General features: G+C 65.5%; 19 protein-coding genes. 8 read left to right on the top strand and 11 right to left on the bottom strand.

Annotated features, from left to right (window positions below; all coding sequences use genetic code 11):
- Positions 1-16 precede the first annotated feature (16 nt).
- Positions 17-1,537: a carboxylesterase/lipase family protein gene (locus tag GEV02_RS22655; protein ID WP_152840219.1), complete on the bottom strand. Its 1,521-nt coding sequence runs from the start codon at positions 1,535-1,537 to the stop codon at positions 17-19.
- On the opposite strand from GEV02_RS22655, the gene GEV02_RS33720 reads away from it, so the two are divergent.
- Positions 1,473-2,099: a response regulator gene (locus tag GEV02_RS33720; protein ID WP_174999283.1), complete on the top strand. Its 627-nt coding sequence runs from the start codon at positions 1,473-1,475 to the stop codon at positions 2,097-2,099. The genes GEV02_RS22655 and GEV02_RS33720 overlap by 65 nt on opposite strands.
- 24 nt (positions 2,100-2,123) lie before the next feature.
- On the opposite strand, the gene GEV02_RS22645 is transcribed toward GEV02_RS33720, so the two are convergent.
- From GEV02_RS22645 to GEV02_RS22625, 5 genes are all read right to left on the bottom strand, one after another.
- A complete protein-coding gene (locus GEV02_RS22645) occupies positions 2,124-2,840 on the bottom strand; it encodes a PEP-CTERM sorting domain-containing protein (RefSeq protein ID WP_235922886.1) in 717 nt (238 codons plus the stop codon).
- Between the two features lie 91 nt (positions 2,841-2,931).
- Positions 2,932-4,602: an alkaline phosphatase family protein gene (locus GEV02_RS22640; protein WP_152840216.1), complete on the bottom strand. Its 1,671-nt coding sequence runs from the start codon at positions 4,600-4,602 to the stop codon at positions 2,932-2,934.
- Positions 4,603-4,717: 115 nt separating this feature from the next.
- Positions 4,718-5,596 (bottom strand): acyltransferase family protein, encoded by an 879-nt coding sequence (locus GEV02_RS22635; RefSeq protein WP_152840215.1) that lies wholly within the window; start codon positions 5,594-5,596, stop codon positions 4,718-4,720.
- Positions 5,597-5,846: 250 nt separating this feature from the next.
- The gene (locus tag GEV02_RS22630; RefSeq protein WP_152840214.1) at positions 5,847-6,365 is read right to left on the bottom strand and encodes a GNAT family N-acetyltransferase; all 519 of its coding nucleotides are present in this window, start codon (positions 6,363-6,365) and stop codon (positions 5,847-5,849) included.
- The gene (locus GEV02_RS22625) at positions 6,353-6,913 is read right to left on the bottom strand and encodes a helix-turn-helix domain-containing protein (RefSeq protein WP_152840213.1); all 561 of its coding nucleotides are present in this window, start codon (positions 6,911-6,913) and stop codon (positions 6,353-6,355) included. The genes GEV02_RS22630 and GEV02_RS22625 overlap by 13 nt, the downstream gene beginning before the upstream one ends.
- 139 nt (positions 6,914-7,052) lie before the next feature.
- Between GEV02_RS22625 and GEV02_RS22620 the strand changes: the two genes are divergently transcribed.
- The 6 genes from GEV02_RS22620 to GEV02_RS22595 all read left to right on the top strand — a co-directional run bounded on the left by GEV02_RS22620 (position 7,053) and on the right by GEV02_RS22595 (position 16,476).
- Positions 7,053-8,624 carry a S53 family peptidase gene (locus GEV02_RS22620; protein ID WP_235922885.1) on the top strand — a complete coding sequence of 524 codons (1,572 nt, stop codon included), beginning with the start codon at positions 7,053-7,055 and terminating at the stop codon, positions 8,622-8,624.
- Positions 8,625-8,793: 169 nt separating this feature from the next.
- Positions 8,794-9,402 carry an EF-hand domain-containing protein gene (locus tag GEV02_RS22615; RefSeq protein WP_152840211.1) on the top strand — a complete coding sequence of 203 codons (609 nt, stop codon included), beginning with the start codon at positions 8,794-8,796 and terminating at the stop codon, positions 9,400-9,402.
- 159 nt (positions 9,403-9,561) lie between these two features.
- Positions 9,562-11,124 (top strand): efflux transporter outer membrane subunit, encoded by a 1,563-nt coding sequence (locus GEV02_RS22610; protein ID WP_152840210.1) that lies wholly within the window; start codon positions 9,562-9,564, stop codon positions 11,122-11,124.
- A gap of 42 nt (positions 11,125-11,166) precedes the next feature.
- A complete protein-coding gene (locus tag GEV02_RS22605) occupies positions 11,167-12,312 on the top strand; it encodes an efflux RND transporter periplasmic adaptor subunit (protein ID WP_152840209.1) in 1,146 nt (381 codons plus the stop codon).
- Positions 12,313-12,325: 13 nt separating this feature from the next.
- On the top strand, positions 12,326-15,418 hold the full coding sequence (locus tag GEV02_RS22600; protein WP_152840208.1) for an efflux RND transporter permease subunit: 3,093 nt from the start codon (positions 12,326-12,328) through the stop codon (positions 15,416-15,418).
- Between the two features lie 11 nt (positions 15,419-15,429).
- Positions 15,430-16,476: a GGDEF domain-containing protein gene (locus GEV02_RS22595; RefSeq protein ID WP_152840207.1), complete on the top strand. Its 1,047-nt coding sequence runs from the start codon at positions 15,430-15,432 to the stop codon at positions 16,474-16,476.
- On the opposite strand, the gene GEV02_RS22590 is transcribed toward GEV02_RS22595, so the two are convergent.
- On the bottom strand, positions 16,453-17,988 hold the full coding sequence (locus GEV02_RS22590) for a class I SAM-dependent methyltransferase (RefSeq protein WP_152840206.1): 1,536 nt from the start codon (positions 17,986-17,988) through the stop codon (positions 16,453-16,455). The genes GEV02_RS22595 and GEV02_RS22590 overlap by 24 nt on opposite strands.
- A 97-nt stretch (positions 17,989-18,085) precedes the next feature.
- Here GEV02_RS22590 and GEV02_RS22585 point away from each other — a divergent pair, with 97 nt between their 5' ends.
- Positions 18,086-18,493 (top strand): hypothetical protein, encoded by a 408-nt coding sequence (locus GEV02_RS22585; protein ID WP_152840205.1) that lies wholly within the window; start codon positions 18,086-18,088, stop codon positions 18,491-18,493.
- 4 nt (positions 18,494-18,497) lie between these two features.
- On the opposite strand, the gene GEV02_RS22580 is transcribed toward GEV02_RS22585, so the two are convergent.
- The 4 genes from GEV02_RS22580 to GEV02_RS22565 all read right to left on the bottom strand — a co-directional run bounded on the left by GEV02_RS22580 (position 18,498) and on the right by GEV02_RS22565 (position 23,837).
- Positions 18,498-19,073 carry an NnrU family protein gene (locus GEV02_RS22580; RefSeq protein ID WP_152840204.1) on the bottom strand — a complete coding sequence of 192 codons (576 nt, stop codon included), beginning with the start codon at positions 19,071-19,073 and terminating at the stop codon, positions 18,498-18,500.
- A gap of 64 nt (positions 19,074-19,137) precedes the next feature.
- Positions 19,138-20,052, bottom strand: a complete 915-nt coding sequence (locus GEV02_RS22575; protein WP_152840203.1) for a MaoC/PaaZ C-terminal domain-containing protein — start codon at positions 20,050-20,052, stop codon at positions 19,138-19,140.
- Positions 20,049-21,440 (bottom strand): serine hydrolase domain-containing protein, encoded by a 1,392-nt coding sequence (locus tag GEV02_RS22570; RefSeq protein WP_152840202.1) that lies wholly within the window; start codon positions 21,438-21,440, stop codon positions 20,049-20,051. Before GEV02_RS22570 ends, GEV02_RS22575 begins: the two co-directional genes overlap by 4 nt.
- Positions 21,441-23,837: a TonB-dependent receptor gene (locus GEV02_RS22565; protein WP_152840201.1), complete on the bottom strand. Its 2,397-nt coding sequence runs from the start codon at positions 23,835-23,837 to the stop codon at positions 21,441-21,443.
- Positions 23,838-23,935 lie beyond the last annotated feature (98 nt).

The raw sequence follows: 23,935 nt of genomic DNA, 5'->3' as shown, positions 1-23,935 counted from the left end.
CAGTTTTCATTCTTGCTTAGTTGGTTTTCCTCTGTTGGTCCTGGAAGGCGTGGCGGGCGTCGTCGGTGGCGCTGATCGCGGCCGATGGAACGTCCAGCCGCATCAGGCGGGAACCCTTGCCGCTGCTGGCGCGCGGCCAATCGGGCAGGCCGGCGCCGTTGGGGTTTCCGGTCTTGATGAAGTTGGCGAAGTAGGCTTGCATCTGTGCCGATAGCGCATGGTCGCCGGCGCTCCATGCAAAGACTTTATTCGTATCGAGATTGCCCAGCGCGTATTCGATTTCGGCCGAGTGGCTGGCGCCTTCCTGGCCCGGACGCGGGCGCGCATAGTAGTAGCGGTAGACCGGCTGGCCGCTGGTGCGCGCGTGCGTGTCCAGCCACTTCCAGGTGCCGTGGGCGATGAACAGATCGCCGGCCAGGTCGGTCGCGGCTTGCTTCACGTCGCCGCTGTAGGCTTGCAGTGCGGCGTCTCCGCGCGCGCCGTACATCTCGTGCAGCACCTTGCTGAAGTTTTCCGGCGTCGGCGCGTTGTCGCGCAGGACTTGCGAGTAGTGGCCTTCCTGCGCATTCCATCCGGCCAGCAGCGGCACCTTGGCCTGCTGGCCGGCGGCGTAGATGGCGAGCGGACTGCGGGGCAGCACGTAGCCGTCCTCGATCGCGGCAAACCATGGCGCGTCCGGGCGCTTGAGGGTGTCGAGCAGCTGTTGCGCGGGCAGGGCGCGCAGCGCGGCCAGTGTTGGGGCGCCGATTTCCTTGGCGAAGGCGGCGCCGTTCTGTTCCGCGAGCGCCAGCGGCTGCGGCGTGTTGAGGCCGAGCAGCGAGCCGCTTTCGCCGATGGCGCCGGCGATCAGGCCTTTGGACAAAGGCGTCATCATCTGCGCGCTGACCGACCACGAGCCGGCCGATTCGCCGGCGATGGTTACGCGCTTTGGATCGCCGCCGAAGGCTGCGATATTTTTCTGCACCCATTGCAGCGCCGCCGCCTGGTCCATCAGGCCGTAGTTGCCGGAGGCCTTGTGCGGCGATTCGGCGCTCAGTTCGGGGTGGGCGAGGAAGCCGAAGATATTCAGGCGGTAGTTGACAGTCAGCGTGACGATGCCTTTGGCCGCCATGCTTGCGCCGTCGTAGCGCGGTTCGGAACCGTCGCCCGCCGCAAAGCCGCCGCCGTAGAAGTAGACCAGCACCGGCAGCCTGTCCCTGGCCGATCGGGCAGGCGTCCAGACGTTGAGGTACAGGCAGTCTTCGCTGACGCCGTCGGAGCGGAACACCATATCGTCGAACAGCGGCAGCTGCATGGCGCGCGGGCCGAAGCGATCGGCCTTGCGCACGCCGCGCCACTTCTGCACCGGCTGCGGCGCCTTCCAACGCAGATCGCCGACGGGCGGCGCCGCGAACGGAATCCCTTTATACGATTTGATGCCGGAAGATTCCAAGGTGCCCTCGACCACGCCGGCAGCGGTGATGGCGCGCGGCGTGGCCGCGAAGCAGGGCGAGGCGACCGCACTGGAAACCGCCAGCAGCAAACCGTATTTATTCATGTCGTCGTCATGGAAGTTAAATGTCGAGGCCCACTATAGCTGGAAGCACTTCCACCAACAAGGCTGTCTTGCGCCGGCATGCGATCTGAGCGTGCAAGGTACGCTGGCGAACATACATTGCATTCAAGCATGGATAGCATGGGTCATCGACTTACAAACCGACTCACACAACAAGGTGCATACCATGGCAAGCGCAAAACAAGCTCAACAGGTTCTGGTGGTGGACGATAATCTGGACGTGGTGGAATCGCTGTCGGCGCTGTTGCAGTGCCACGGCTATGACACGGCGGCCGCGCACAACGGTTACGAAGCCTGCGATGCGGTACGCGAGGCGCTGCCGCGGGCGATCATCATGGATCTGGGCATGCCGTGGATGGATGGTTTTGGCGCGGTGCGCGCGATCCGGCGTATGCCGGGCGCCAAGCAGTTGCCGATCATTGCGCTGACCGGCTCTGCGGACCAGGACTCCGCCCGCAAAGCCGTTGCAGCTGGGTTCAGCCAGCATTTTTCCAAGCCGCTCAATTTCGATCACTTGAATCAGTATTTGAGCAGCCTGGCTTAATGCAGGAATACAGCGCGGTGTAAATCAGCCGCGGCGTGCGCGGCGGCGCGCCATACCGATCAGGCCCAGGCCACCGAGCATCATGGCGTAGGTTTCAGGTTCCGGTACTGCGGAGACGGTGCCATTGACGGCGAACGGCAGTTCCACCGTCAGGCCGCTGCCGGTTTCTTGCAGGGTGGCGAAGGCGCCGCCGCCCGTTGCTTGCGCAGCGTTGCCTTCGCGGGCATCGGACGTAGGCGGCTGCCAAGGACCGGACTGACCGGTGCCTGCCAGGCCCCAGGTCAGCCAGTAGTGGCCGGAGCCCAGCGTGATGTCGGCGATGTCGGCATTGACTTTGTAGATGCCGCGCTGCGTGTTGTTCAGCGTGGTGTCGGTGACGCGATAGCCGGCCAGGCCGCCATTGGTGACGCCGGTGGTGCCGGAGGCAACCACGGTGCCCGAATTGACATCTGCACCCGAGACGATGCTCCAGGTGGCTGAAGTGAAGCTGAACGCGCCAGCGCCGGTCTGGTAACCGAAGAAGCTCAGGCTGGAGACGTTCCAGCTTTTGCCGGCAGTGACATTGAAGTCGTCGGCGACGAAATTACCCGAACCGCTTTGCGCACCGAAGCCGAAGGTGGTGGCGTCCGGTCCGATCACGGAGACCCCGGTGGCGTCGACCACCGGGCCATTGTTATACAACTCAGCGGCGTTGGTAACGCCGGCAATCAAAGCGAGTACTGCGAATGCGATCTTTTTCATCATTTCCCCATCTCGGTTGTAAGAGATGAAAAAATATCATCATTTCGCAGTATTGCCAATTAATTATTTCAAATATGTAAATAACAATCGGTTAACGTAGCGTTTCCGTCAGTACCCGGCCTTCGGCTCCGGCCGGCGGGCGCACTTGCAGCAGATGGGCCAGGGTCGGCGCGATGTCGACCACTTCCGCATACTGGCCGTAGGCGCCCGGCTTGATCCAGCGTTTGCCCATGATCATCAGCGGCACATTGGTGTCGTAGGCGTACGGCGAGCCGTGCGAGGTGCCGCTGGTGCCGGTGCCGAAGTACCAGTAAGGCTTGGTGACGACCATCAGGTCGCCCGAGGCTTCGCGATTCCAGGCGCGGCGCATCAGCGTGGCGATGCGGGTGGTGTTGGCGGCGCCGCTTTCCAGCTGGGTGCGGGTGTAGGCTTCGACGATGCCGTTCTGCGCCAGCAGGTAGCGGGCGGCCGCGCTTTCCACTTCCTCGCGTTTCAGGCCGCTCTTGTCGATCTGCGCGTAGTCGAGGTGGATGTTGGGCAGCGACCAGGCGCTGAGCAGCTTGGCGCCGCCGAATTTTTCCGACAGGTGCTTGTCCAGCGCGGCCATCAGCTTGTCGCCGTCGATGCGCTGGGCGTCGGCGTGCTGGGTCTTGGCGAATTCCGGCGTGTTCGGGAAGCCGTGGTCGGCGGTCAGCACCACCAGCACATTGTCCATGCCGACTTTTTTGTCGAGGTAGGTGAAGAAGTCGGCCAGCATGCGGTCCAGGCGTTGCAGGTGGTCGTGCGACAGCTTGCTTTCCGGGCCGAAGGCGTGGTTGACGTAGTCGTGCGCCGACAGGCTCACGCCCAGCAGGTCCGGCACGCCGGCCGGATTGCGGCCCAGGTTTTCGCCTTCCACTGCGGCGCGCGCGAAGTCCAGCGTCAGCTGGTCGAGGAAGGGGCCGGTCTTCAGGCTGTTGTAGTAGCCGGCGTCGATCTCTCCGCTCTCGCTGTAGTAGGCGTAGGGCAGGCGGTTGTGGGTGCCCGGCTTGACCTGGTTCAGGTCGGGATCGGCGTCGCCGGCGTAGGCCGCTTCCGGCAGCAGCGCCGTCCACGACTTGCCGTAGTAGCGGTCCTGCGGCTTGCCGGCCTGGTATTGCTGGACCCAGCCCGGATGGGCCTTCATGTAGAAGGTGCTGCTGGCGAAGTTGCCGCTCTTATCCATGTACATGTAGGCGGTGCCGGTTTTGCCGGCCAGCAGAATCGCGCCGCGGTCCTTGCCGGACACGGTGACGACCTTGCTGCGGCTGCCGGTGGCGTAGCGCAGCTGGTCGCCCAGCGTGTCGACCTTCAGGCGGGTCGGCGCGGTGCCGTCGCTGGACTTGGTTTCTTCGCCGATGTAGGTGTAGTTGGTGTCTTCGGTGCAGTACACCGATTTCTTCGTGACCGGGTCGATCCAGTTATTGCCGATCACGCCGTGCACATACGGGTAGGCGCCGGTCAGCACGGCGCTGTGGCCGATGGCGGTGACGGTGATGCCGTGCGCCTGATGCGCGTTGCTGAACGACGCACCCTGGTCCAGCATGCGGCGCAGGCCGCCCTGGCCGAACTGCTCGCGGTAGCGCAGCACCTGTTCGTTCGGCAGGCCGTCCACCACCAGCACCACCACCAGCTTGGGCTGGGCCGCGGCGGCCGCGCTGGCGGCAGGAGCGGCGGCATACGCGCCCAGGGCTAAGCAGGAAGTCGCGATTACAAGTGCGGGCAGGGACAGTTTCTTTGTCATGTTGGGTCGTCGTCAGGTTGGAAAGGATCGTGGGCGCATAGCCTACCATGCGCCCGCGACATCCTACTCCGTCCTTGTGACGACTCGATGACAAAAATGATGGGGCGGCAGGAGTTTATACCGCGTATTTGGCCAGGTTGGGCGCAGTCTTTTTAAAGGCCCATACGGTCAGCGCCGAAACCGCAAACACCAGGAAAGGCAGCACCAGGTCGTTGATATCGGCCATCTTCTTGATCGCCTTGAGCCAGAAGATATGGGACAGGTAAATACCCAGCGTGCATTCGGAGATCCAGTTGATGTCGAAGTCGAAATCCAGCTCCCACTTGGGCAGCAAGGTGACGGCCGCCACCGCGATGCCGATCAGGTAAGGAATGCCGACGCCCGGTACCGGTAAAGCGAAAATAAAGATGGCCGCGAGCACAATGGAGATGAAGGCGGCGCGCAAGGCGCGCGGCAGGGCGCTGCAGTTGGCAAAGAACACGCCTATCAGCACGCCGTCGAGGGCATGTGCATACTGGGCATAGGGATAATTGAACGCCAGCGACTGGTCGCGCCAGAACCGGTGCAGGACCAGGATGGCGGCAGCCAGGAAGATGCAGACATAGGACAGGGTTTGCTCATTGATATGTTCCTTGACGCGGTCGAAGAAGATGATGACAAGGAAAATAAACGGCAGATACCACAGGTGGATGCTGGTGCCGGCCAAAAGGCCGGCGACGATGCCGTGATCGAGCTGCAGATAGGGGCGGTGGTTCAAGAGATTCAGGAACCCATAGAAGAGAAACCAGATACCCCAGGGAACCAGCAGCGTGCGGGCCCGTTCCAGCATGGTCTTGGAGCTGCCGCCGGCACGGGCGGAGAAGTACATCGAAATAATCAGGAAGGCGATCAAGCCGGAGTAGGCGATATCGCGGCCGACAGTCGCCGTGTGATACCAGACGATGCCGAAGGCGCTCAGTACACGCAATAGTTCGATTTCTTGTCTTCTCTTCATCGTTGAAATTAAATAAATTCTTTGGTCAGCAGAAAGCACCCAGCAGCGATCGGACGTCTGTTGGGCGTATGGTAAAAAGCAAGAGTCAACCGAGGACTACGGGATGGTGGCGAATCAGGTGACTTAGAGCCTGGACACGAGCTGAGCAATAGAAAGCTGCACGATTCTCGATATGATTATCATATCATGTAAGGTCCAGCGGCCGCCCTCAGGCCTCAATCGTGCGCGGCCATATCGGAGGGGGCGACGGTCACAATGGCAGGTGCATGAAGGTGGTTGGGCCGAGCGTACCGTCGGGCAGGGCGGCGTAGCCGGGCACCACGCCGGTGACGGCGAAGCCCAGCTTTTCATACATGGCCTGGGCCGGGAAGCCGGTGCAGGTGTCGAGCACCAGCAGCGTGCGGCCCAGCGTCCGCGCCACGGCCAGCGCGTGTTCCATCAGCGCCTGGGCGATGCCTTGCCGGCGCGCGCCGGAATGGACCAGCATCTTGGAAATCTCCGCCCGGTGGCGGCCGTTGGGCATGCCGCCCAACACCAGTTGCACGGTGCCGCACAACGCGCCGTCCGCGCCGTGGGCGACAAACAGCCGCCGCTCGCCGCTGGCGATCTGCGGCGCCAGCGACAGCCAGAAGTTCTGCGCTTCCTCCAGCGGGCAGGGCAGCAGGAAGCCGACGCTGGCGCCATGCAGCACGCAATCGCGCAGCACTTGCGCCAGTTCGGGCGCGTGCCGGCGCAGGCCGTCGGCATCGAGTTGTTTTATGGTGGGCATATGGCGATCAGGTAGCGGGCCGGCGTGGGCCCGGGACAGACAAAGCGCGTGGCGCCGAACAGGTGGAAGCGCAGGCAGTCGCCCGCCTGCAACCGGTGGGTGGCGCCGTCGAGCGTGTAGTCCAGCGCGCCTTCGAGCAGCCACAGATGCTGTTCCATGCCGGCCACCGGGGCTTGCTCGTAGTCGATGCGGGCGCCGGGCGGCAGCCAGCCTTCGACCAGCTCGACCGCGTAGCCGCGCGCCGGCGGCGACACCATGCGGCGGCGGAAGCCGGTGTCGGGATCCTGCCACAGCGGCTGGTCGGCGGCGCGCAGCAGCTCGCCGGGCTGGGCTTCGGCCTCGGCGACCAGGCGCGACATCGGCAAGCCGAACACGGCGCACAGCTTGCCCAGCAGGGCGGCGGTGGGGCTGGTTTCCGCGCGCTCTATGCGCGACAGCGTGGCGCGGCTGATGCCGCTGGCGGCAGCCAGCTCGTCCAGCGACAGGCCGCGCTCTTCGCGCAGCGCGGCCAGACGGTGGGCCAGGCGGGATTCTATGTCGTTTCTCATAAGTGAGAATGTATCTCTTATTTGGGATTTCGGCAAGCGCGCAATGGGCGTCTTATCGGCGCCACTTCTGCGCTGTATCAATCCCGCAGCCATTGCGGCCAGTATCTTTTGAGGGCAATCCATGCGAAAGGAGACCATCATGGCAGGCACTTCCAATCCCCATATCATTCCCGGCAGCGGCCAACTGGCGCTGCAGGGTGCTGTCGCGCTGGGTCCGGTGGCGGACGAGCAGACCATAGAAATCACCGTGCGGCTGCGCGCCGCGCCCGACCACGCGCAGCAGGACTTGCAGGCCGCCAGCGCCGACGCCCAGCCGGTCGAGCGCCGCTACCTGAGTCGCGCCCAGTTCGCCCAGGCGCACGGTGCCAGCGACGCCGACATCGCCACCGTGACGGACTTCGCGGCGCAGCACGGCATGGCGGTCATCAGCAGCAACGCGGCCCAGCGCCGCGTGGTGCTGGCCGGCACGGCCGCGCAGATGAACGATGCCTTCGGCGTGCAGCTGGAAGAGTACGAGTATCCGGATGGCAGCTATCGCGGCCGGGTAGGCGAGCTCAGCGTGCCGAGCCAGCTGGCCGGCGTGGTCGAGGGCGTGTTCGGGCTGGACGACCGGCCGGTGGCCACGCCCAAGTTCCAGCGCCTGCAGGCCGACGGCTTCGCTTCTGCGGCCGCGGCCAACATCGCCTTCACGCCGCCGCAGCTGGCGCGCTTGTACAACTTCCCGCAAGGATTGGACGGCAGCGGCCAGTGCATCGGCATCATCGAACTGGGCGGCGGCAGCCGGCCGCGCGACCTGAAGATTTATTTCGACGAGCTGGGCTTGCCGGTGCCGCGCGTCAAATCGATCTGCATCGACCACGCCAAGAACCGTCCCAGCACCGCCAACAGCGCCGATGGCGAAGTGATGCTCGACATCGAAGTGGCGGGCGCGGTGGCGCCGGGCGCGCTGATCGCCGTGTACTACGCGCCCAACACCGAGCGCGGCTTTCTCGACGCCATCACGGCCGCCGTGCATGACGGCGTCCACCAGCCGTCGGTGATTTCGATCAGCTGGGGCGCGCCGGAATCGGCCTGGACCGGGCAGGCCATGACCGCCTTTGAGCAAGCCTTCGCCGACGCCGCCGCGATGGGGGTGACGATCCTGTGCGCGGCCGGCGACAACGGCTCCACCGACGGCGTGGCCGACGGCGGCGAACACGTCGACTTCCCCTCGTCGGCGCCGCACGCGCTGGCCTGCGGCGGCACGCGCGTGATGATGCAGGATGGCGGCGGCGCCATCGAGACCGTCTGGAACAGCGGCCCCAACAGCGCAACCGGCGGCGGCTACAGCAGCTTCTTCGGACGGCCCGATTATCAGCAGGGCGTGGCGAACGGCAATGGCCCGGCCGCGCGCGGCGTGCCGGACGTGGCGGGCGACGCCGATCCGGCCAGCGGCTACAAGGTCAGGGTCGACGGCCAGAACCTGGTGTTCGGCGGCACCAGCGCGGTGGCGCCGCTGTGGGCCGGCTTGCTGGCGCTGGTCAACCAGCGGCTGGGCCGTCCGGTCGGTTTTTTGAACCCGCTGCTGTACGGATCGCTGCAGGGCAGGGGCGTCACGCGCGATATCACGGACGGCAACAATGGCACCCAGCAAGCGACGCACGGTTGGGATACCTGCACGGGTTGGGGCTGTCCCCATGGAGAAAAACTATTGCAGGCGTTAAGCGATTAATTTTGTTTATTAAAACGATTCCTCACTGCAAGTTTCGCATGGGAAAAAGACACTTTTTAGCCTTGGATGCCGCTAAAAATGGTGATTGTTGCTAAAACCTTGATAGAATGATGGGGTAGAAGTTTTTTTTGTTCGACCGTCCCGGGGCGTCGTCAAACAGGAGTCGATTATGATTATGGTGAACAATATTGGTGGTTCGAATCTGACCGCAGCGGTTGCTGCGGAGAAGGCGTTCGAGCCCAAGAAAGTCGCCTCCGCTGTCGCCGACACCAACGCGGATTTGAGCGCGTCGGTCGCAGCCTACCTGTCGCTGCCCGGCTTCAACGCGCCGGTGCAAAACGGGCTGACCGCCGCTCCTGTCGACAAGGCCAGCGCCGTCGTCAAAGCCGTGGCCGAGTCGGATGACGACAGCCTCAAGATGGCGCTGAAACAATTCGACGAAGGCTTGAAGCGCCTGGTGCAACGTCCTGAAACCGAGTTCTTCAAGGCCAAGTTCGGCCTCGACAGCCACAGCGACGACAGCAACAGCCTGGTGTCGCCCGATCCTCTGCCTGGCGTCGATGAAAACGGCTTGCTGGCCAGCGGCAAGGTCGACATGGCCGCCGACACCAACAAGGACGGCAAGATCAGCCCGGAAGAACTGCGCCGCTACCAGATGCCGATCACCTACCGCAGCAGCGAGCGCGCGGCTGATTCCGTGGTCAACGGTCCATCGGCCTTTTCGCTGACCGAAGCCAACCGCGCCTACGGCGTGGTAGCCACCGCCGAAGCCGCCTGATCGGCACACAACAGATACCCTGAAACGGGCTACGCCTTTGCGGCGTCGCCCGTTTTTTTATGCCTGTCGCTTTCGTATCGATACAAAAAACACACTCAGCCCGTAAAAAATGCGAATATGTCAGGCAAAAGTGCAGTTCAGTTAACCTTTCGGTATGGCATGAACCTTAAGCGGGAGTTTTTTGTGAGAGAACAGAACTTCAAGCAGTTCCACCGGCACGTGCTGCGGGCCGGAGCGGCAGCGCTGGTCGCGGCAGGATTGGGCGGCTGCGCCCTTGGCCCCGACTTCAAAACCCCGGCCGCGCCAGCGGCGGCGGGCGACAGCTACACCCCCACGCCGCTGGCGGCCAAGACCGCGTCGGCACCCGGCGCGGCCGGCGGCGCCCAGCAGTTCGCGATGGGGCAGGACATCCCCGCGCAGTGGTGGGCGGTGTTCCGCTCGCCCGCGCTGGACCAGCTGATACGCGGCGCGCTGGAACAGAACCCCAGCATGGCGGCGGCCGAAGCGGCGTTGCGCCAGGCCCAGGAAAGCTACAACGCCGAGGCCGGCAGTCTGGTCTACCCCTCGGTCAACGGCCAGCTGGGCGTGGCGCGACAGAAAACGGCGGCCGCCGGCGACAACAAGGGCGGCGTCTTCAACCTGTACAACGCCTCGGTCAACGTGGCTTACACGCCGGACGTGTTCGGCTCCACCCGGCGCACGCTGGAAGGCGCGCGCGCCCAGGTCGACTACCAGCGCTTCCAGGTCGAAGCCACCTATCTGGCGCTGAGCGCCAACGTGGTGACGACGGCGATCCGCGAAGCCTCGCTGCGCGCGCAACTGAAGGCCACGCAGGAAGTGCTGGACGCGCTGAACAAGCAGATGGGCGTGATCCAGAAGCAGTTCGACTTCGGCGCCGTGCCGCGCAACACGCTGCTGACCCAGCGCAACCAGGTGGCGCAGATCGCCGCCACCTTGCCGCCGCTGGAAAAGGCGCTGGCGCAGAGCCGCCACCAGTTGTCGGTGTTGGCCGGCAAGCTGCCGGGCGAGGCGGGCATGCCCGAGTTCGCGCTGGAGTCGCTGACGCTGCCTGATTCGCTGCCGGTGTCGCTGCCGTCGGCGCTGGTGCGCCAGCGGCCCGACATCCGCGCCAGCGAGGAACTGCTGCACGCGGCCAGCGCGGCGATCGGCGTGGCGACGGCGGCCCAGTATCCGCAGTTCACGCTGAGCGGCAGCTACGGCTCGTCGTCGCAAACCTTCAGCAAGCTGTTCGACGCCGAGACCACGGCCTGGAACCTGGCCGCCGGCCTGACCGCGCCCATCTTCAATGGCGGCGCGCTGAGCGCCAGGCGGCGCGCGGCGGAAGCGGCCTACGACGTGGCGGCGGCCCAGTACCGCAGCACCGTGCTGACGGCCTTCCAGAACGTCGCCGACAGCCTGCGCGCGCTGGACGCCGACGCCGCCGCGCTGAAGGCGCAGGCCGAGGCCGAATCGCTGGCGGCCGAATCGCTGGCGCTGGCCACGCAGCAGTACAAGCTGGGCGGGATCAGCTACCTGGTGTTGCTGGATGCGCAGCGCAGCTACCAGCAGGCCCACGTGGCGCTGGTGCAGGCGCAGGCGGCGCGCTATGCCGACACGGCGGCGCTGTTCCAGGCGCTGGGCGGCGGCTGGTGGAACCGCAGCGGCGGCGTGCCGGCGGCCACGGCGGTCTCGGCGGCCGCACCCTACGGCAGCGCCAAGTAAGCAGCACACATCAAACAACACTAAAAAGCAGGAGATCGATTCATGACCAAGCGTATGTTCATCATGATAGGCGGCGTCCTTTTACTGATCGCCGTGCTGGCGTTCGGCAAGTATCTGCAGATTAAAAAGCTGATCGCCAGCTCGCCCAAGCCGGGCGCGCAAACCGTCACCGCGATCAAGGCCGAGGAATCGCAATGGCAGCCGCAGCTGACCTCGGTCGGCACGCTGGTGCCGGTGCGCGGCGTCGATGTCACCACCGAGATCGCCGGCCTGGTGCGCCAGGTGCACTTCAAGTCGGGCGACGAGGTCAAGGCCGGCCAGGTGCTGTTCGAGATGAACGCCGATTCCGACATCGCCCAGCTGCGCGCGTTGCAGGCCGCCGCCGATCTGTCGGCCTCCGTGCTCAAGCGCGACAAGCTGCAGTTCGCGGCCCAGGCCATCAGCCAGGCCCAGCTCGACAACGACGACGCCGACCTGAAAAGCCGCAAGGCGCTGGTCGCGCAGCAGCAGGCCGTGGTCGACAAGAAAACCATACGCGCGCCGTTCGCCGGCAAGCTGGGCATCACCGCCGTCAATCCCGGCCAGTACCTGAACCCGGGCGACAAGCTGGTGACGCTGCAAACCATCGATACTGTTTATGTCGATTTCTTCGTGCCGCAGAAACAGCTGGCCGGCCTGTCGATCGGCCAGAAGCTGAACCTGACCGCCGACGCCTATCCCGGCCTGGCCTTCCCCGGCAAGGTGACGTCGATCAGCCCGAAAATCGATGCCGCCACCCGCAATGTGCAGGTCGAGGCCACCGTGCCGAACGGCAAACGCCAGCTGCTGCCCGGCATGTTCGCCAACGTCAGCCTGGACCAGGGCGAGCAGAAGAAATACCTGACCCTGCCGCAGACCGCCATCACCTACAACCCGTACGGCTCGACCGTGTTCGTGCTGGCGCCGCCGCCGGCCGACGCCAAGGATCCGCTCAAGGATGACAAGGGCAACGCCCACCTGGTGGCGCAGCAGGTGTTCGTCACCACCGGCCCGACGCGCGGCGACCAGGTCGCCATCCTGACCGGCCTGAAGGCCGGCCAGACCGTCGTCACCAGTGGCCAGCTGAAACTGAAGAATGGCACGCCGGCCGTGATCGACAACAAGGTGCAGCCGGCCAACAACCCGAATCCGACGCCGCAGGAACACTAAGGGAAGCCGCGCCATGAATTTCACCGACATCTTCATCAAGCGGCCGGTCCTGGCCAGCGTGGTCAGCCTGCTGATCGTGGTGCTGGGCCTGCGCTCGCTGTTCAGCCTGCCGATCAACCAGTATCCGAAGACGCAGAACGCGGTGGTGACCATTTCCACCACCTACTACGGCGCCGACGCCGCCACCGTGGCCGGCTTCATCACGCAGCCGCTGGAAGGCGCCATCGCGCAGGCGCAGGGCATCGACTACCTGTCGTCCTCGTCCAACAGCGGCGTGTCCGTCATCACCGCCACGCTGCGGCTGAACTACGATTCCAACCGCGCGCTGACCGAGATCACCACCCAGGTCAACTCGGTGCGCAATCAGCTGCCGCAGCAGGCGCAGCAGCCGGTGCTGACGGTGCAGACCGGCCAGACCACCGACGCCATGTACATGGGCTTCTACAGCAACACGCTGCCGACCAACAACGTCACCGACTTCCTGGCGCGCGTGGTCAAGCCGAAACTCGATTCGATCCAGGGCGTGCAGACCGCCGAGCTGCTGGGCGCGCGCCAGTTTGCCTTGCGCGCCTGGCTGGACGCCGGCAAGATGGCGGCCCACGGCGTCACCGCCACCGAGGTCAGCGCCGCGCTGGCGCAGAACAACTACCTGACCGGCCTGGGCGCCTCCAAGGGCCAGATGGTGACCGTGCCGCTGACCGCCGGCACCGACCTGCACACGGTGGACGAGTTCAAGGCGCTGGCCGTCAAGCAGTCCGGCGGCGCCATCGTCCACCTGGAGGATATCGCCACCGTCACGCTGGGTTCGGAAAACTATGACTTCAACGTCGCCTTCAGCGGCGTGCGTTCGGTGTTCATCGGTATCAAGGTGGCGCCGGAAGCCAACATCCTGGACGTGGCCAAGCGCGTGCGCGAAGCCTTCCCGCCGATCAAGGAGCAGTTGCCGAACGGCCTGACCGGCGAGATCGTCTACGACTCGACCGAGTTCATCAACACCTCCATCGACGAGGTGGTCAAGACGCTGGTCGAAGCGCTGATCATCGTCACCATCGTCATCTACCTGTTCCTGGGCAGCTTCCGCGCGGTGATCGTGCCGGTGATCGCCATGCCGCTGTCGCTGGTCGGCACCTTCTTCGTGATGCTGATGCTGGGCTATTCGATCAACCTGCTGACCCTGCTGGCCATCGTGCTGGCGATCGGCCTGGTGGTGGACGACGCCATCATCGTGGTGGAGAACGTCGACCGCCACATGAAGGAGGGCATCAAGCCGTTCGACGCCGCCATCATCGCCGCGCGCGAGCTCGGCTCGCCGATCCTGGCGATGACGGTGGTGCTGATCGCCGTGTACGTGCCGATCGGCTTCCAGGGCGGCCTGACCGGCGCGCTGTTCACCGAGTTCGCCTTCACGCTGGCCGGCGCGGTGGCGGTGTCGGGCATCGTCGCGCTGACCTTGTCGCCGATGATGTGCGGCCACTTCTTCGACCCCAAGCAGGACGAGGGGCGTTTCGTCAAGGCCATCGACAAGGTGTTCGAGAAAGTCCACAACGGCTATTTGCGTTTGCTGCACAGCCTGCTCAACACCTGGCCGGTGCTGATCGTCATGGGCCTGATCCTCAGCGTGCTGCTGGGCCTGATGTTCAAGATGTCGCAGTCGGAACTGGCGCCGGAAGAGGACCAGGGCATCGTGCTGTCGCAGGTGGTCGGCGCGCCGACCGCCACCTCGGACCAGATGCAGGCCTACGCCAAGCAGATCTTCGACATCTCGCACTCGCTGCCCGAGTACGAGCAAATGTTCCAGATCACCGGCGTGCCGACCACCAACGCCGGCATCGGCGGCGTGCTGTTCAAGTCCTGGGAGAAGCGCTCGCGCTCGGCGCACGAGATCCAGCAAGACTTGCAGCAGAAATGGAACAACGTGGCCGGCGGCCGCGTGGCGGCGTTCCAGTTCCCGGCGCTGCCGGGCAGCTCGGGCTTGCCGGTGCAGTTCGTCATCACCACCACCGAACCGTTCGAGAACCTGAACACGGTGGCGCAGGCGGTGCTGGACAAGGCGCGCAAGGACAATAAATTCTACTTCGCCGACGTCGACCTGAAGATCGATTCGCCGCAGGCGCGCGTCGAAGTGGACCGCGACAAGCTGGCCACGCTGGGCCTGACGCAGCAGGATTTCGGCAACGCCATGGGCGCGGCGCTGGGCGGCGGCTACGTCAACTACTTCTCGATCTCGGGCCGCTCGTACAAGGTGATCCCGCAGGTGCAGCAGGTCGACCGCCTGAACCCGGCCGACGTGCTGGACTTCTACATCAAGACCCCGAGCGGCGCCATGATCCCGGCCAGCACCGTGGCCAGCATCAAGTACAGCGTGCAGCCTGAATCCGTGACCCGCTTCCAGCAGCTGAACTCGGCCACGATTGCCGGCGTCACCGGCGCCTCGCAGGGCGAGATCCTGGAATACCTGCGCAACACCGTCAAGGAAGTGGTGCCGTCGGGCTACACGGTCGACTACTCGGGCGGCTCGCGCCAGTTCATGAGCGAATCGGGCGGCTTCGTGGTGACGATGGCCTTCGCCGTCATCATCGTGTTCCTGGCGCTGGCGGCGCAGTTCGAGAGCTTCCGCGATCCCATCGTGATCCTGTTCTCGGTGCCGATGGCGCTGTTCGGCGCGATGACCTTCATCTTCCTCGGCTACGCCTCGATCAACATCTACACCCAGGTCGGGCTGGTGACGCTGATGGGGCTGATCTCCAAGCACGGCATCCTGATCGTCGAAGTGGCCAACCACCTGCGCGCCGCCGGCAAGAGCAAGCGCGAGGCGATCGAGGAAGCGGCCGCCACCCGCCTGCGTCCTATCCTGATGACGACCGCCGCGATGGTGTTCGGCGTGGTGCCGCTGGTGGTGGCCTCCGGCGCGGGCGCGGCCGGCCGCCACGCGATGGGCCTGGTGATCTTCACCGGCCTGTCGATCGGCACGCTGTTCACGCTGTTCGTGGTGCCGGCCATGTATATGTTCCTGTCGGGCCAGCACAAGGTCGACCCGCAGGCCGCGCAACTGGCCGCCCAGCACGGCGGCGCAACACCGGCCCACGGCGCCGGCCAAGCTACGTAAAGCGATTCAAGATGTCCGACGTAGAAAAGGAAGGGGGCGGCCGCTTCGGCTGGTTGGCCGGCAAGCGCAAGCGCAGCATCGAAGAAGTGATCCTGATGCTGCTCTGTACGCTGAGTATCCCCAGCATCCTGCCGTTCGGCATCTATCGCCTGGTGCAGCGCAACTGGCTGTCGGCCGCGGTCGACATAGCGCTGGTGCTGGCCATGCTGGCGGTGATCGTCCACGTGTGGCGCACCGGCCGCCACCGCGTGGCCAGCTTCTGCGTCACGCTGGTGTATTCGGCCGGCATGCTGGTGACGGTGTATCTGCGTGGCGTGTCGCTGGTCTACTGGGTGTACCCGACCATGATCGCCTGTTACTTCGTGCTGCGGCCCGCCGTGGCGGTGGCGATCAACAGCGGCTCGCTGCTGGGGCTGGTAGTAATCCTGGCGCCGCAGCTGGAAGGGCTCAACCTGATGACCATCGTCGTCACCGTCGGCCTGGTCAATCTGTTCGCCTACATCTTCTCGCACCGCACGGGCGAGCAGAACAAGGCGCTGCACACCGAGGTCGAGCTGGACTTCCTGACCGGCGTCGGCAACCGCCGCTCATTGGACCGCAAGCTGGCCGACCACGCCGACGAGCGCCGTCCGCACCTGGCGTCCTGCCTGTTGCTGCTGGACCTGGACCATTTCAAGCTGGTCAACGACCAGTACGGCCATGCGGCCGGCGACCGGGCGCTGGTGCGGCTGTGCGACGTGATGCGCTTGCACACGCGCGCGACCGACCGCCTGTTCCGCTACGGCGGCGAGGAGTTCGCCATCATCGCCAACGGCGCGGCGCTGCCGGCCGCCAGCCGGCTGGCGGAAAACCTGCGGGCGGCGGTGGCCGCGAGCTGCCTGATCGAAGGCCATCCGCTGACCATATCGATAGGCGTGGCGGCGATGGACAAGAGCACCGCGCCGGCCGACTGGCTGATGCAGGCCGACAAAATGCTGTACGCGGCCAAGCAGGGCGGCCGCAACGCCGTCCGCGTGGCCGACGCGGTGGCGCCGTCAGACTACGCCCAGGGCGCGTAGCAGCGGCAGCCGCTGGTCGCGGAACTCGCTGGCCTGGCTGCTCAATTCCGCGAGGTTTTCCTCGTCGCCGACCAGCGTGACGCCTTGCTTGGTGATGGTTTGCTGCGATGCCTTGAGCACTTGCCAGGCATGGTAGGCCCATTCCGACGGTTGCTGCCTGCCCTCAGCCATGGCGCTGATAAACAATTGCTGGAAGCGGTTGACGGCCACGCCGGCGCCGGTCACGGGGCTGGCCAGCCCGCTGACCTCGCCGTCGCCGCGCGCCTGCCGCCGCAGCCGCTGGTTCAACAGCTCGGTCTGCGGGCGGCGCGCCGCGGCGACCGATGGATCCTGGGCGTTGGCCAGCGCGCCCTTGTCCGCCAGCAGCAGGCAAGCTTCGTGTATCTGCGCCAGCGTGATGCCCTGGCCGCGCAGCGCCGCCTCGATGTCGCCGATGCTGCGTACCGCATGGTCGCTCAGCAGATTGATGAGGGGCGGGTAGATGCTTGCGTTGAGCGTGCCTTCGCCCAGTGCACCGGTCGCGGTGAGCTTGATCGCATCGGCGCGTTCGCACAGGATGACGCGATGGGCGCGCAGCTGTTCGGCGTATTCGATCGCTTGCAGGCGGCGCTTGCCCTTGACCCAGTAGTCGCGGCGGAACTGCTGGCAGATCATGAAATCGAACACGCTTTCGCGCAGCACTTCATCGGGGATCTCGCTGATGAACGCGTGCTGTTCCGGGGTGATCTGCAGCGCCGGCACGAGTTCGCTGTACGCGGCCGAGCAGGCGAAGTCGAGCTTGGCCTCCGACAGCCAGCCGGCCATGTCGGCGAAGGACATCGGCAGCCAGTCGCGGTTGAAATATTCGTGGGCCAGGTAGTGCCGGTCATGGCTTTCCATTTTTTTCAGGCGTTCCGCGATCTGCGGATTGAGGCGCGCGAACAGGGGATTGGTGGCCATCAGCCTGTTGGTGAACGCGATGGCGCCATCGACCTTGGCCACGGCGCCCGCGCCAGCCGGCGCCATGACGGATGCATGCTGGGTCATCAGGTTGCGCACCGGGACCATGGACGCGAAGCCCGGCTGGGTGTTGTAGCTGATGTAGAGCACGCCGCCGGTCTTCAGCTTGCGTCGCACGAAGTCGACGATGACAGCGCGGTTCTCGTCCGAGATCCAGCTCCAGATGCCGTGCAGGGCGATGAAGTCGAAGTCCGGCAAATCGTCGCGGCCGCAGAATTCGGCAAAGGACTGATCGTACAGTCGCGGACCATCTTCCACGCAGGCGGCCAGTTCCTGCGCATAGCTGGCCTGGGCGGGATTGAAATCGGTGCCGTACCAGCGGATGGGGGAGCTGGCGCCATGGATGTTGACGCTGACTCCCTGGCCGAAGCCGAGTTCGCAGGCGGTCGCCGTGTTCGGCAGCACCAGCCCCGCCTTCAGCAGCGCCAGTTTCACCCGCAGCGGATTGACCCAGTCATAATAGCCGTAGGTATAACCGATATCCGCAACGTAACCGCTGGTCCAGTCCGTCATAGTCCGTCCTTCGCTGAGGTGGGAGGCTACTGATGTTAATGCATTTTTGTTATGATGGGAACGTAGAAGCGTATCGTGTGCAGAAAATGGAGATTGGATGAGGAAAATTATCGTCGCCGCCTGGTTGGCCCTGGTGTCTTTGGCCGCGTCGGCCCTGCCGCAGCAGGCAACGCCGCCATTGTCGCAACAGCCGGAGCCGGTAGTGCGCGATCTCAGTCAACCGCCGCCGCTGTCCGACGAGTTGATACGCCAGGCGGTGCGGGCCGTCGTCATCGAAGATCCGCATCCGGTCGACCCCGCCAGCCGCACCGCTGGCGCCTTCGGCACCACGTCGCCCACCGTGCACGACAAGATGAGCGCCGCCTTCGAACAGGCCAAGGTGCCCGATTGCCTGCACGAGGACGCGCTCAAGCTGCAACCGGCCTACATCGGCCCCATCGCCGTGGTGGGGCCGTATTCGCTGCCGTGGGTGATCTCCGCCATCATCCGCGGCAAATGCCACTGAGCGTCTAGAACGGCTTCACGCCGATCAGCATCAGGTGCAGCCAGTGGGCGAACAGCACCGAGACGCCGAAGCCCACCACCACCGTGATTGCCGTCGCCACCACTTTGCCGGGCGGGTAGACGGCGCCGGCGGCCGCATCGCGCTTGCGCGCCGCGCGGAACAGCAGCACCGACCACACCAGGACGCTGCCGAACAGGATGATGTCATGCAGCGTGCCATTGGCCAGCAGGTGGGCCAGCGCCCAGACTTTGACGGCCAGCGTCATCGGATGATGCAGGCGCGCCTTGATGCCGTTGCCCGGCACATAGGCCGCCACCAGCAGGATGAAGGCCAGCACCATCAGCGGCGCGGCGATGTGCGCCATGAAGGCCGGCGGCGACCACACGACCACCGGCTGCTGCCGCGCCAGGCTGTAGCCCCAGATGACCAGGCCGAACCCGGCCAGCGATACCAGCGAGTAGAGTCCCTTCCAGCCATTCTCGCCCAGGCGGGCGCGCATCGCGGTGCGCCAGTCGTCGGCGAAAATACGCACCGAATGCAGTCCGAGAAAAACCAGCAAGCCCAGTATCAGTACGGTCATCGTTGCATCCTTGGTAGTGGTTGAACTGCGGTGACGATACACCGGCCGGTAGCGGCACGCAAGCTCAGCGCAGCCATCCCGCCAGGTGCACCGCATTGTCCGCGCCGACCAGCCGCAGCGCGCGCCGGCCATCGGTATCGGCCCCGGGCGCCAGCTGCACCGACAGCGCGTCGCCGTCCAGCACGACGGGGCGCAGGAAGCGCACCTCGATTTCGCGGAAGCTGTCCGGCGCCAGCGTTTCGCAACTGCGCGCCAGGCTGCCGAAGCCGTGCAGCACCTTGGCGCCGAACACCGAACGCCGCGCCAGCGGCCCGCACCAGTGGATGGGATTGAAGTCGCCGGTCAGCAGCGAGAAGCGCAGGCCGTCGCTGGGCCCGGCCCGCCATGTGCCGGCGTTCTGCCACGCCGGATCGGGCGGACGCACCGGCGCCTTGCGCGCGCTGCGCGGGCCGGGCAGGCGCACGCGCATGTGCAGCCGCGTCTCCACCAGCCGCGCTTCCTGCGCCGTGCCGGTGACGATGGCGACGACTATCCTCGCCCAGCCGTCGGCATGAGTGACCTGCTCGACCGAAGCGTGCAGCGTCAACGCCTCGCCGCGTGGCAGCGTGCCGTGCACGGTCATCGACACGCCCTGGTTGATGATGCCGGTGAGCCGGTAGGGCAGTTGCATCAGCAGCTCGCTCACCAGCGGCAGGCTCCATTGCGACACCATGTGCGGCGGCAGCGCGCCGTGGTAGCGGCCGGCCGCGCCGCACCAGCGGATGTAGTGTTCGACCAGCTGCGCCGGCGGCGCGGCGATGCAGCGCTGTAGCGGCGCGATGGCGTGTGCAGCGGGCGGAGCGTCGGCGTGGTGGCGCGCGGACGCTGGCAGCAGCGACCTGCGGGCCGCCTGCAACAGCATCCTGGCGGTGGCCCTGAGCATCGCGCCCTGGTGGCGCAACAGGCTGTAGGGAACCGCGCCGCCGGCTGAAGCCATCATTCCAGCGCCTTGACCACGGCGGCCAGCAGCGCCTGCGGCTGATAGTTCAGCCGGTGCGGCGTCAGACCTAGCCGCACCACCACCAGCTGCTTCGACGGCACGATGGCGATGCTCTGGCCGTCGTGGCCTTCCAGCCAGTAGGTGTCGGCCGGCAGCTTGAACGGCAGATCAGGGTTCTGTCCTTCCGGTGTGGCGCCGGACGGGCCCCAGCGCCACACCTGGCCTTGTCCATACTGGCCGCCCGAAGCCGGCGCCACCTGCTGCATGCCGGCGACGAAGCCTTCCGGCAGCAGGCGCTTGCCCTGCCATACGCCGTCCTGCAACAGGAACTGGCCGAAGCGCGCCCAGTCCTGCGTGCTCGCATACATGTAGCTGGAACCGACCATATTGCCGCGCGCATCCGCTTCCATCACGGCGCTGCTCATGCCCAGCGGATCGAACAGGCGCTCACGGGGCAGCGACAGCACGGCCGCCGATGTCGGCGCATGTTTGGCGTCGGACGCCGCGCGCTGCCAGATCCGCGACAGCAGCAGCGTGGTGCCGCTGGAGTAGTTCCAGGTGCTGCCCGGCGCCTGCGCCAGCGGCAGCGCGCCGCTGTAGGCCGCCATGTCCGGCTCCAGGTACAGCATGCGCGTCACGTCGGAGACAGCGCCATAACTCTCGTTGAATTGCAGGCCGCTGCTCATCGCCATCAGCTGCGCCAGCGTGATGGCTGCGCGCGGATCGGCGACGTCCGGCCAGAAACCGTTCTGCTGCGGCTTGAGCGTGCCGTCGGCGATCTGCATGCCGACCAGCGCCGCGCTGACAGTCTTGGTCATCGACCAGCCCAGCAGCGGCATGCCGGCGTGGAAGCCCGCGCCATAGCGCTGCGCAATCAGCCGGCCCTGGTGGATCACCGCCATGCCGCGCATGCCGGGACCGGCCAGCGCATCCTGCTCAAGCAAGGCCTGCACCGCCGGCACGGCCTCAGGCTGCGAGCCAGTCGGCCACGGCACGCTGGACGAGGGCGTCCACATCTTCAATGGCGCGAACTGGTACTGCATGGCCTTCCCGACATCGCCATCCGGCACCACCGCGCAGCCGGTGCCAGGCCGGTACACGGCCAGGCCTTTGCCGATAAAGCCCAGCAGATCGGCGCGCACCAGCTTGCGGTCTTCGTCGACGCTCAGTTGCAGCAGCTTGAGAATGGGATGGCCGGGCGCCTGCACATCGTCGGCCAGCACGGCCTGCGCCGAGCGGCCCGCGATAAACACATTGGAGCAGATCATCTTGGCGCCATAGCCCGCGCCCACGCGCAGCAGCTCGGGCGGATGCAGCACCAGCGTCAGCACCGCGCCGCCCGCGAGCACCAGTACCGCCGCCGCAGTCAGCTTGAACCAACGCGCCATCTACAGGCTGGCCCGGAATTCCACCGCGATCATGCGCGGCGGCGTGAGGTAGGCGTAAGGCGCGCCATACTGTTCGGTTTCACCGCCAAGGTTGGTGATGTAGCGCTGGTCGAACACATTGTTGACCAACAGCGCCACGCCGTAGCGCGAGCTGGGGCTGTCCCAGGCCAGGCGCAGATCGAACTTGCTGGTGGCCTTGCCGGTCTTGAGCTGCGCGGTGCTCAGGCACTGGAGCTTGGCGGTGTCGTTGTTGCAGCGTTGCGCGGTCGCGTGCGTGCCCTGGAAATTCAGGCTGCTGCGGCCACCCAGCGTTTCCCAGTTGAGGTTCACGCCCGCCATCGCTGTCACGCGCGGCGTGCCGACCGGCTGGCCGCCCAGGTCCAGCGTGACGTTGCCGGCGGCGTCGAGGCGCTGGTAGCGGGTGTAGGTCTGGTCGATATACTCCATGCCGCCGAACACCGTCACGCGTGGCGAGATGCGGATGCGGCCTTCCAGGTCCAGGCCATGCGCCTTCTGGTCGCTGGACACCACGTTATAGGTCGGCACCGTGCCCACGCTGTACAGTTGGATGTCCTGCAGGTTCTTGAACTTGTAGGCGAACAGCGAGGCGTTGACGGTGGCGCGCAGAGCGGGCAGGGCCAGCTTCACGCCGGCTTCGAAGTTGGTCATCTTCTCCGGCGCGAAGCTCGGGTCTTTGCCTGCGGCGGCCGGCGCGGCCGGATTGGGCGGCGTGAAGATGTTGAAGCCGCCGGCCTGGTAACCACGTGACAGGGACGTGAACAGCAGCGTGTCCTGGTTCAGCTTATGGTCCAGCACCAGGCGCGGGCTCCAGTCGGTCCAGTCCTTCTCGCGCGTCACCGGCGACGCCGCCAGTTGCGCCGCCGTGCTGAAGATCACATTGGACGGGAAGGCCGATGCATCCAGCCCGGCCAGTGGCCCGTAGCTGTTGAGGAAGTTGTCCAGCTGCGGCGACACGCGGCCCGGCACGAACCACGTCATCTGCTTCTTGTCCTGCGTGTAGCGCAAGCCGGCGGTGACGTTGGTCGACGGCGACAGGTGCCAGATGGTGTCGCCGTAGATCGAGGCCGACTTGGTGCGGACGTCGCTGTAGTGCGTCTCGTCCCAGCTGAACACCGTATCGGGGCCGACGCCCGGCACGCCCGCCGCGCCCAGGCCACCGAACAGCATGGCGAAATTCGGCTGGCCGCCGGCGAACTGGCCCAGGGTGTCGAGCGTGCCGGTGGTGACGAAGGCGCCGGCGTCCTGGTGCTCGTTGTTGTGGAAGAAGCTCAGGCCCGCGATCCAATCCAGCTGGCCGCTCTTGCCGGACAATTTGAACTCCTGCTGGAAGCTGTGGGCGCGCTTGGCGTCCTGCGTGGTCAGGTACAGGTCGGGGCGGTTGCCGCCGTCGTTGTCGGTGATGTTGTGGGTGGTGAAGCGGCGGTAGGCGGTGGTGGAGTTGAACACCATGCCGGCCAATGGCGTTTCGAAGCGCAGCGTGGCGCCGTCGAACATGCGGCCTTCGGTGCCTTGCTGGTCATTCTGCAGCGGCGCGTTGAAAGGGTTGACGAAGTTGGCGGTGTAGGCCGCGTCGTAGACGCCGGTGTAGCCGCCCAGCGGCAGTCGTGGATCCTTGATGACGCCGAAGGCAGGGCGGCCATACTGCTCCATGTTCTCGTGCTCCCACGCGAACACCAGCTTGGCGGCGTCGAAGTCCTTGCGCAGCGTCAGGCGGGTGGCCCAGTCCTTGTCGCCGCCGGACTTCTTGCCGGTGGAGGTGTTGTCGACCCAGCCCTCGCTGCCCGATCGCACCGCCACCAGCCGGGCGGCGAAGGTGTCGGTGATGGGCAGGTTCATCATCACGTCGGCATTGGCGCGGCCGTATTTGCCCAGCTTGATGCGGCCGGCGGCGTCGAGTTCCTTGCCCGGTTCATTGGTGGTGATGGCGATGGCGCCGGCCGCGCTGTTACGGCCGAACAGCGTGCCTTGCGGCCCCTTGATTACCTCGATGCGCTGGACGTCGATGAAGTTCATCAGCGCGCCGCCGGTCTTGCCGGTGTAGACGCCGTCGACATAAATGCCGACCGGCGAATCGGTGGCGATGCCGAAATCGCCCGTCTGCACGCCGCGTATGCCGAAGGAGGGTTGGGTCGGTTCGACCGCGTCCACCACCAGGCCCGGTATGTAGCCGTTCAAATCGCCCAGGTCCTTGGCGCCGATGGCGTCGATGTCCTTGGCGGTCAACACCTGTATGGTCATCGGCACATCCTGCACGAACTGCTTGCGGGATTGTGCGGTGACGACCACCGACTGAATCTCATCCGCCGCCCACGCGGACGGTGCGAGGAAGGCAGCGGCCAGGCTGGCGGAAATGACGGTGCGGGCTGGGATGCTCATGTCGTACTCCAGTTAGGATACACATCGGGCAGGGATCGTTTAAGTCGGAACGATTATGCCTATATCCATGCCAGATACACAAGAATTAACGGCAATGT

The organism is Rugamonas aquatica (genome assembly GCF_009380215.1).
Lineage (GTDB): Bacteria > Pseudomonadota > Gammaproteobacteria > Burkholderiales > Burkholderiaceae_D > Rugamonas > Rugamonas aquatica_B.
This window is presented reverse-complemented; position numbering and strand designations above follow the sequence as displayed.

Coding starts and splice junctions, on each gene's coding strand:
- GEV02_RS22635 (WP_152840215.1), bottom strand. CDS start 5,596: ATGAAGAGAAGACAAGAAATCGAACTATTGCGTGTACTGAGCGCCTTC.
- GEV02_RS22575 (WP_152840203.1), bottom strand. CDS start 20,052: ATGATGGCTTCAGCCGGCGGCGCGGTTCCCTACAGCCTGTTGCGCCAC.
- GEV02_RS22585 (WP_152840205.1), top strand. CDS start 18,086: ATGAGGAAAATTATCGTCGCCGCCTGGTTGGCCCTGGTGTCTTTGGCC.
- GEV02_RS22640 (WP_152840216.1), bottom strand. CDS start 4,602: ATGACAAAGAAACTGTCCCTGCCCGCACTTGTAATCGCGACTTCCTGC.
- GEV02_RS22580 (WP_152840204.1), bottom strand. CDS start 19,073: ATGACCGTACTGATACTGGGCTTGCTGGTTTTTCTCGGACTGCATTCG.
- GEV02_RS22615 (WP_152840211.1), top strand. CDS start 8,794: ATGATTATGGTGAACAATATTGGTGGTTCGAATCTGACCGCAGCGGTT.
- GEV02_RS22610 (WP_152840210.1), top strand. CDS start 9,562: ATGAACCTTAAGCGGGAGTTTTTTGTGAGAGAACAGAACTTCAAGCAG.
- GEV02_RS22625 (WP_152840213.1), bottom strand. CDS start 6,913: ATGAGAAACGACATAGAATCCCGCCTGGCCCACCGTCTGGCCGCGCTG.
- GEV02_RS22590 (WP_152840206.1), bottom strand. CDS start 17,988: ATGACGGACTGGACCAGCGGTTACGTTGCGGATATCGGTTATACCTAC.
- GEV02_RS22565 (WP_152840201.1), bottom strand. CDS start 23,837: ATGAGCATCCCAGCCCGCACCGTCATTTCCGCCAGCCTGGCCGCTGCC.
- GEV02_RS22620 (WP_235922885.1), top strand. CDS start 7,053: ATGGCAGGCACTTCCAATCCCCATATCATTCCCGGCAGCGGCCAACTG.
- GEV02_RS22605 (WP_152840209.1), top strand. CDS start 11,167: ATGACCAAGCGTATGTTCATCATGATAGGCGGCGTCCTTTTACTGATC.
- GEV02_RS22655 (WP_152840219.1), bottom strand. CDS start 1,537: ATGAATAAATACGGTTTGCTGCTGGCGGTTTCCAGTGCGGTCGCCTCG.
- GEV02_RS22645 (WP_235922886.1), bottom strand. CDS start 2,840: ATGAAAAAGATCGCATTCGCAGTACTCGCTTTGATTGCCGGCGTTACC.
- GEV02_RS22595 (WP_152840207.1), top strand. CDS start 15,430: ATGTCCGACGTAGAAAAGGAAGGGGGCGGCCGCTTCGGCTGGTTGGCC.
- GEV02_RS22600 (WP_152840208.1), top strand. CDS start 12,326: ATGAATTTCACCGACATCTTCATCAAGCGGCCGGTCCTGGCCAGCGTG.
- GEV02_RS22570 (WP_152840202.1), bottom strand. CDS start 21,440: ATGGCGCGTTGGTTCAAGCTGACTGCGGCGGCGGTACTGGTGCTCGCG.
- GEV02_RS22630 (WP_152840214.1), bottom strand. CDS start 6,365: ATGCCCACCATAAAACAACTCGATGCCGACGGCCTGCGCCGGCACGCG.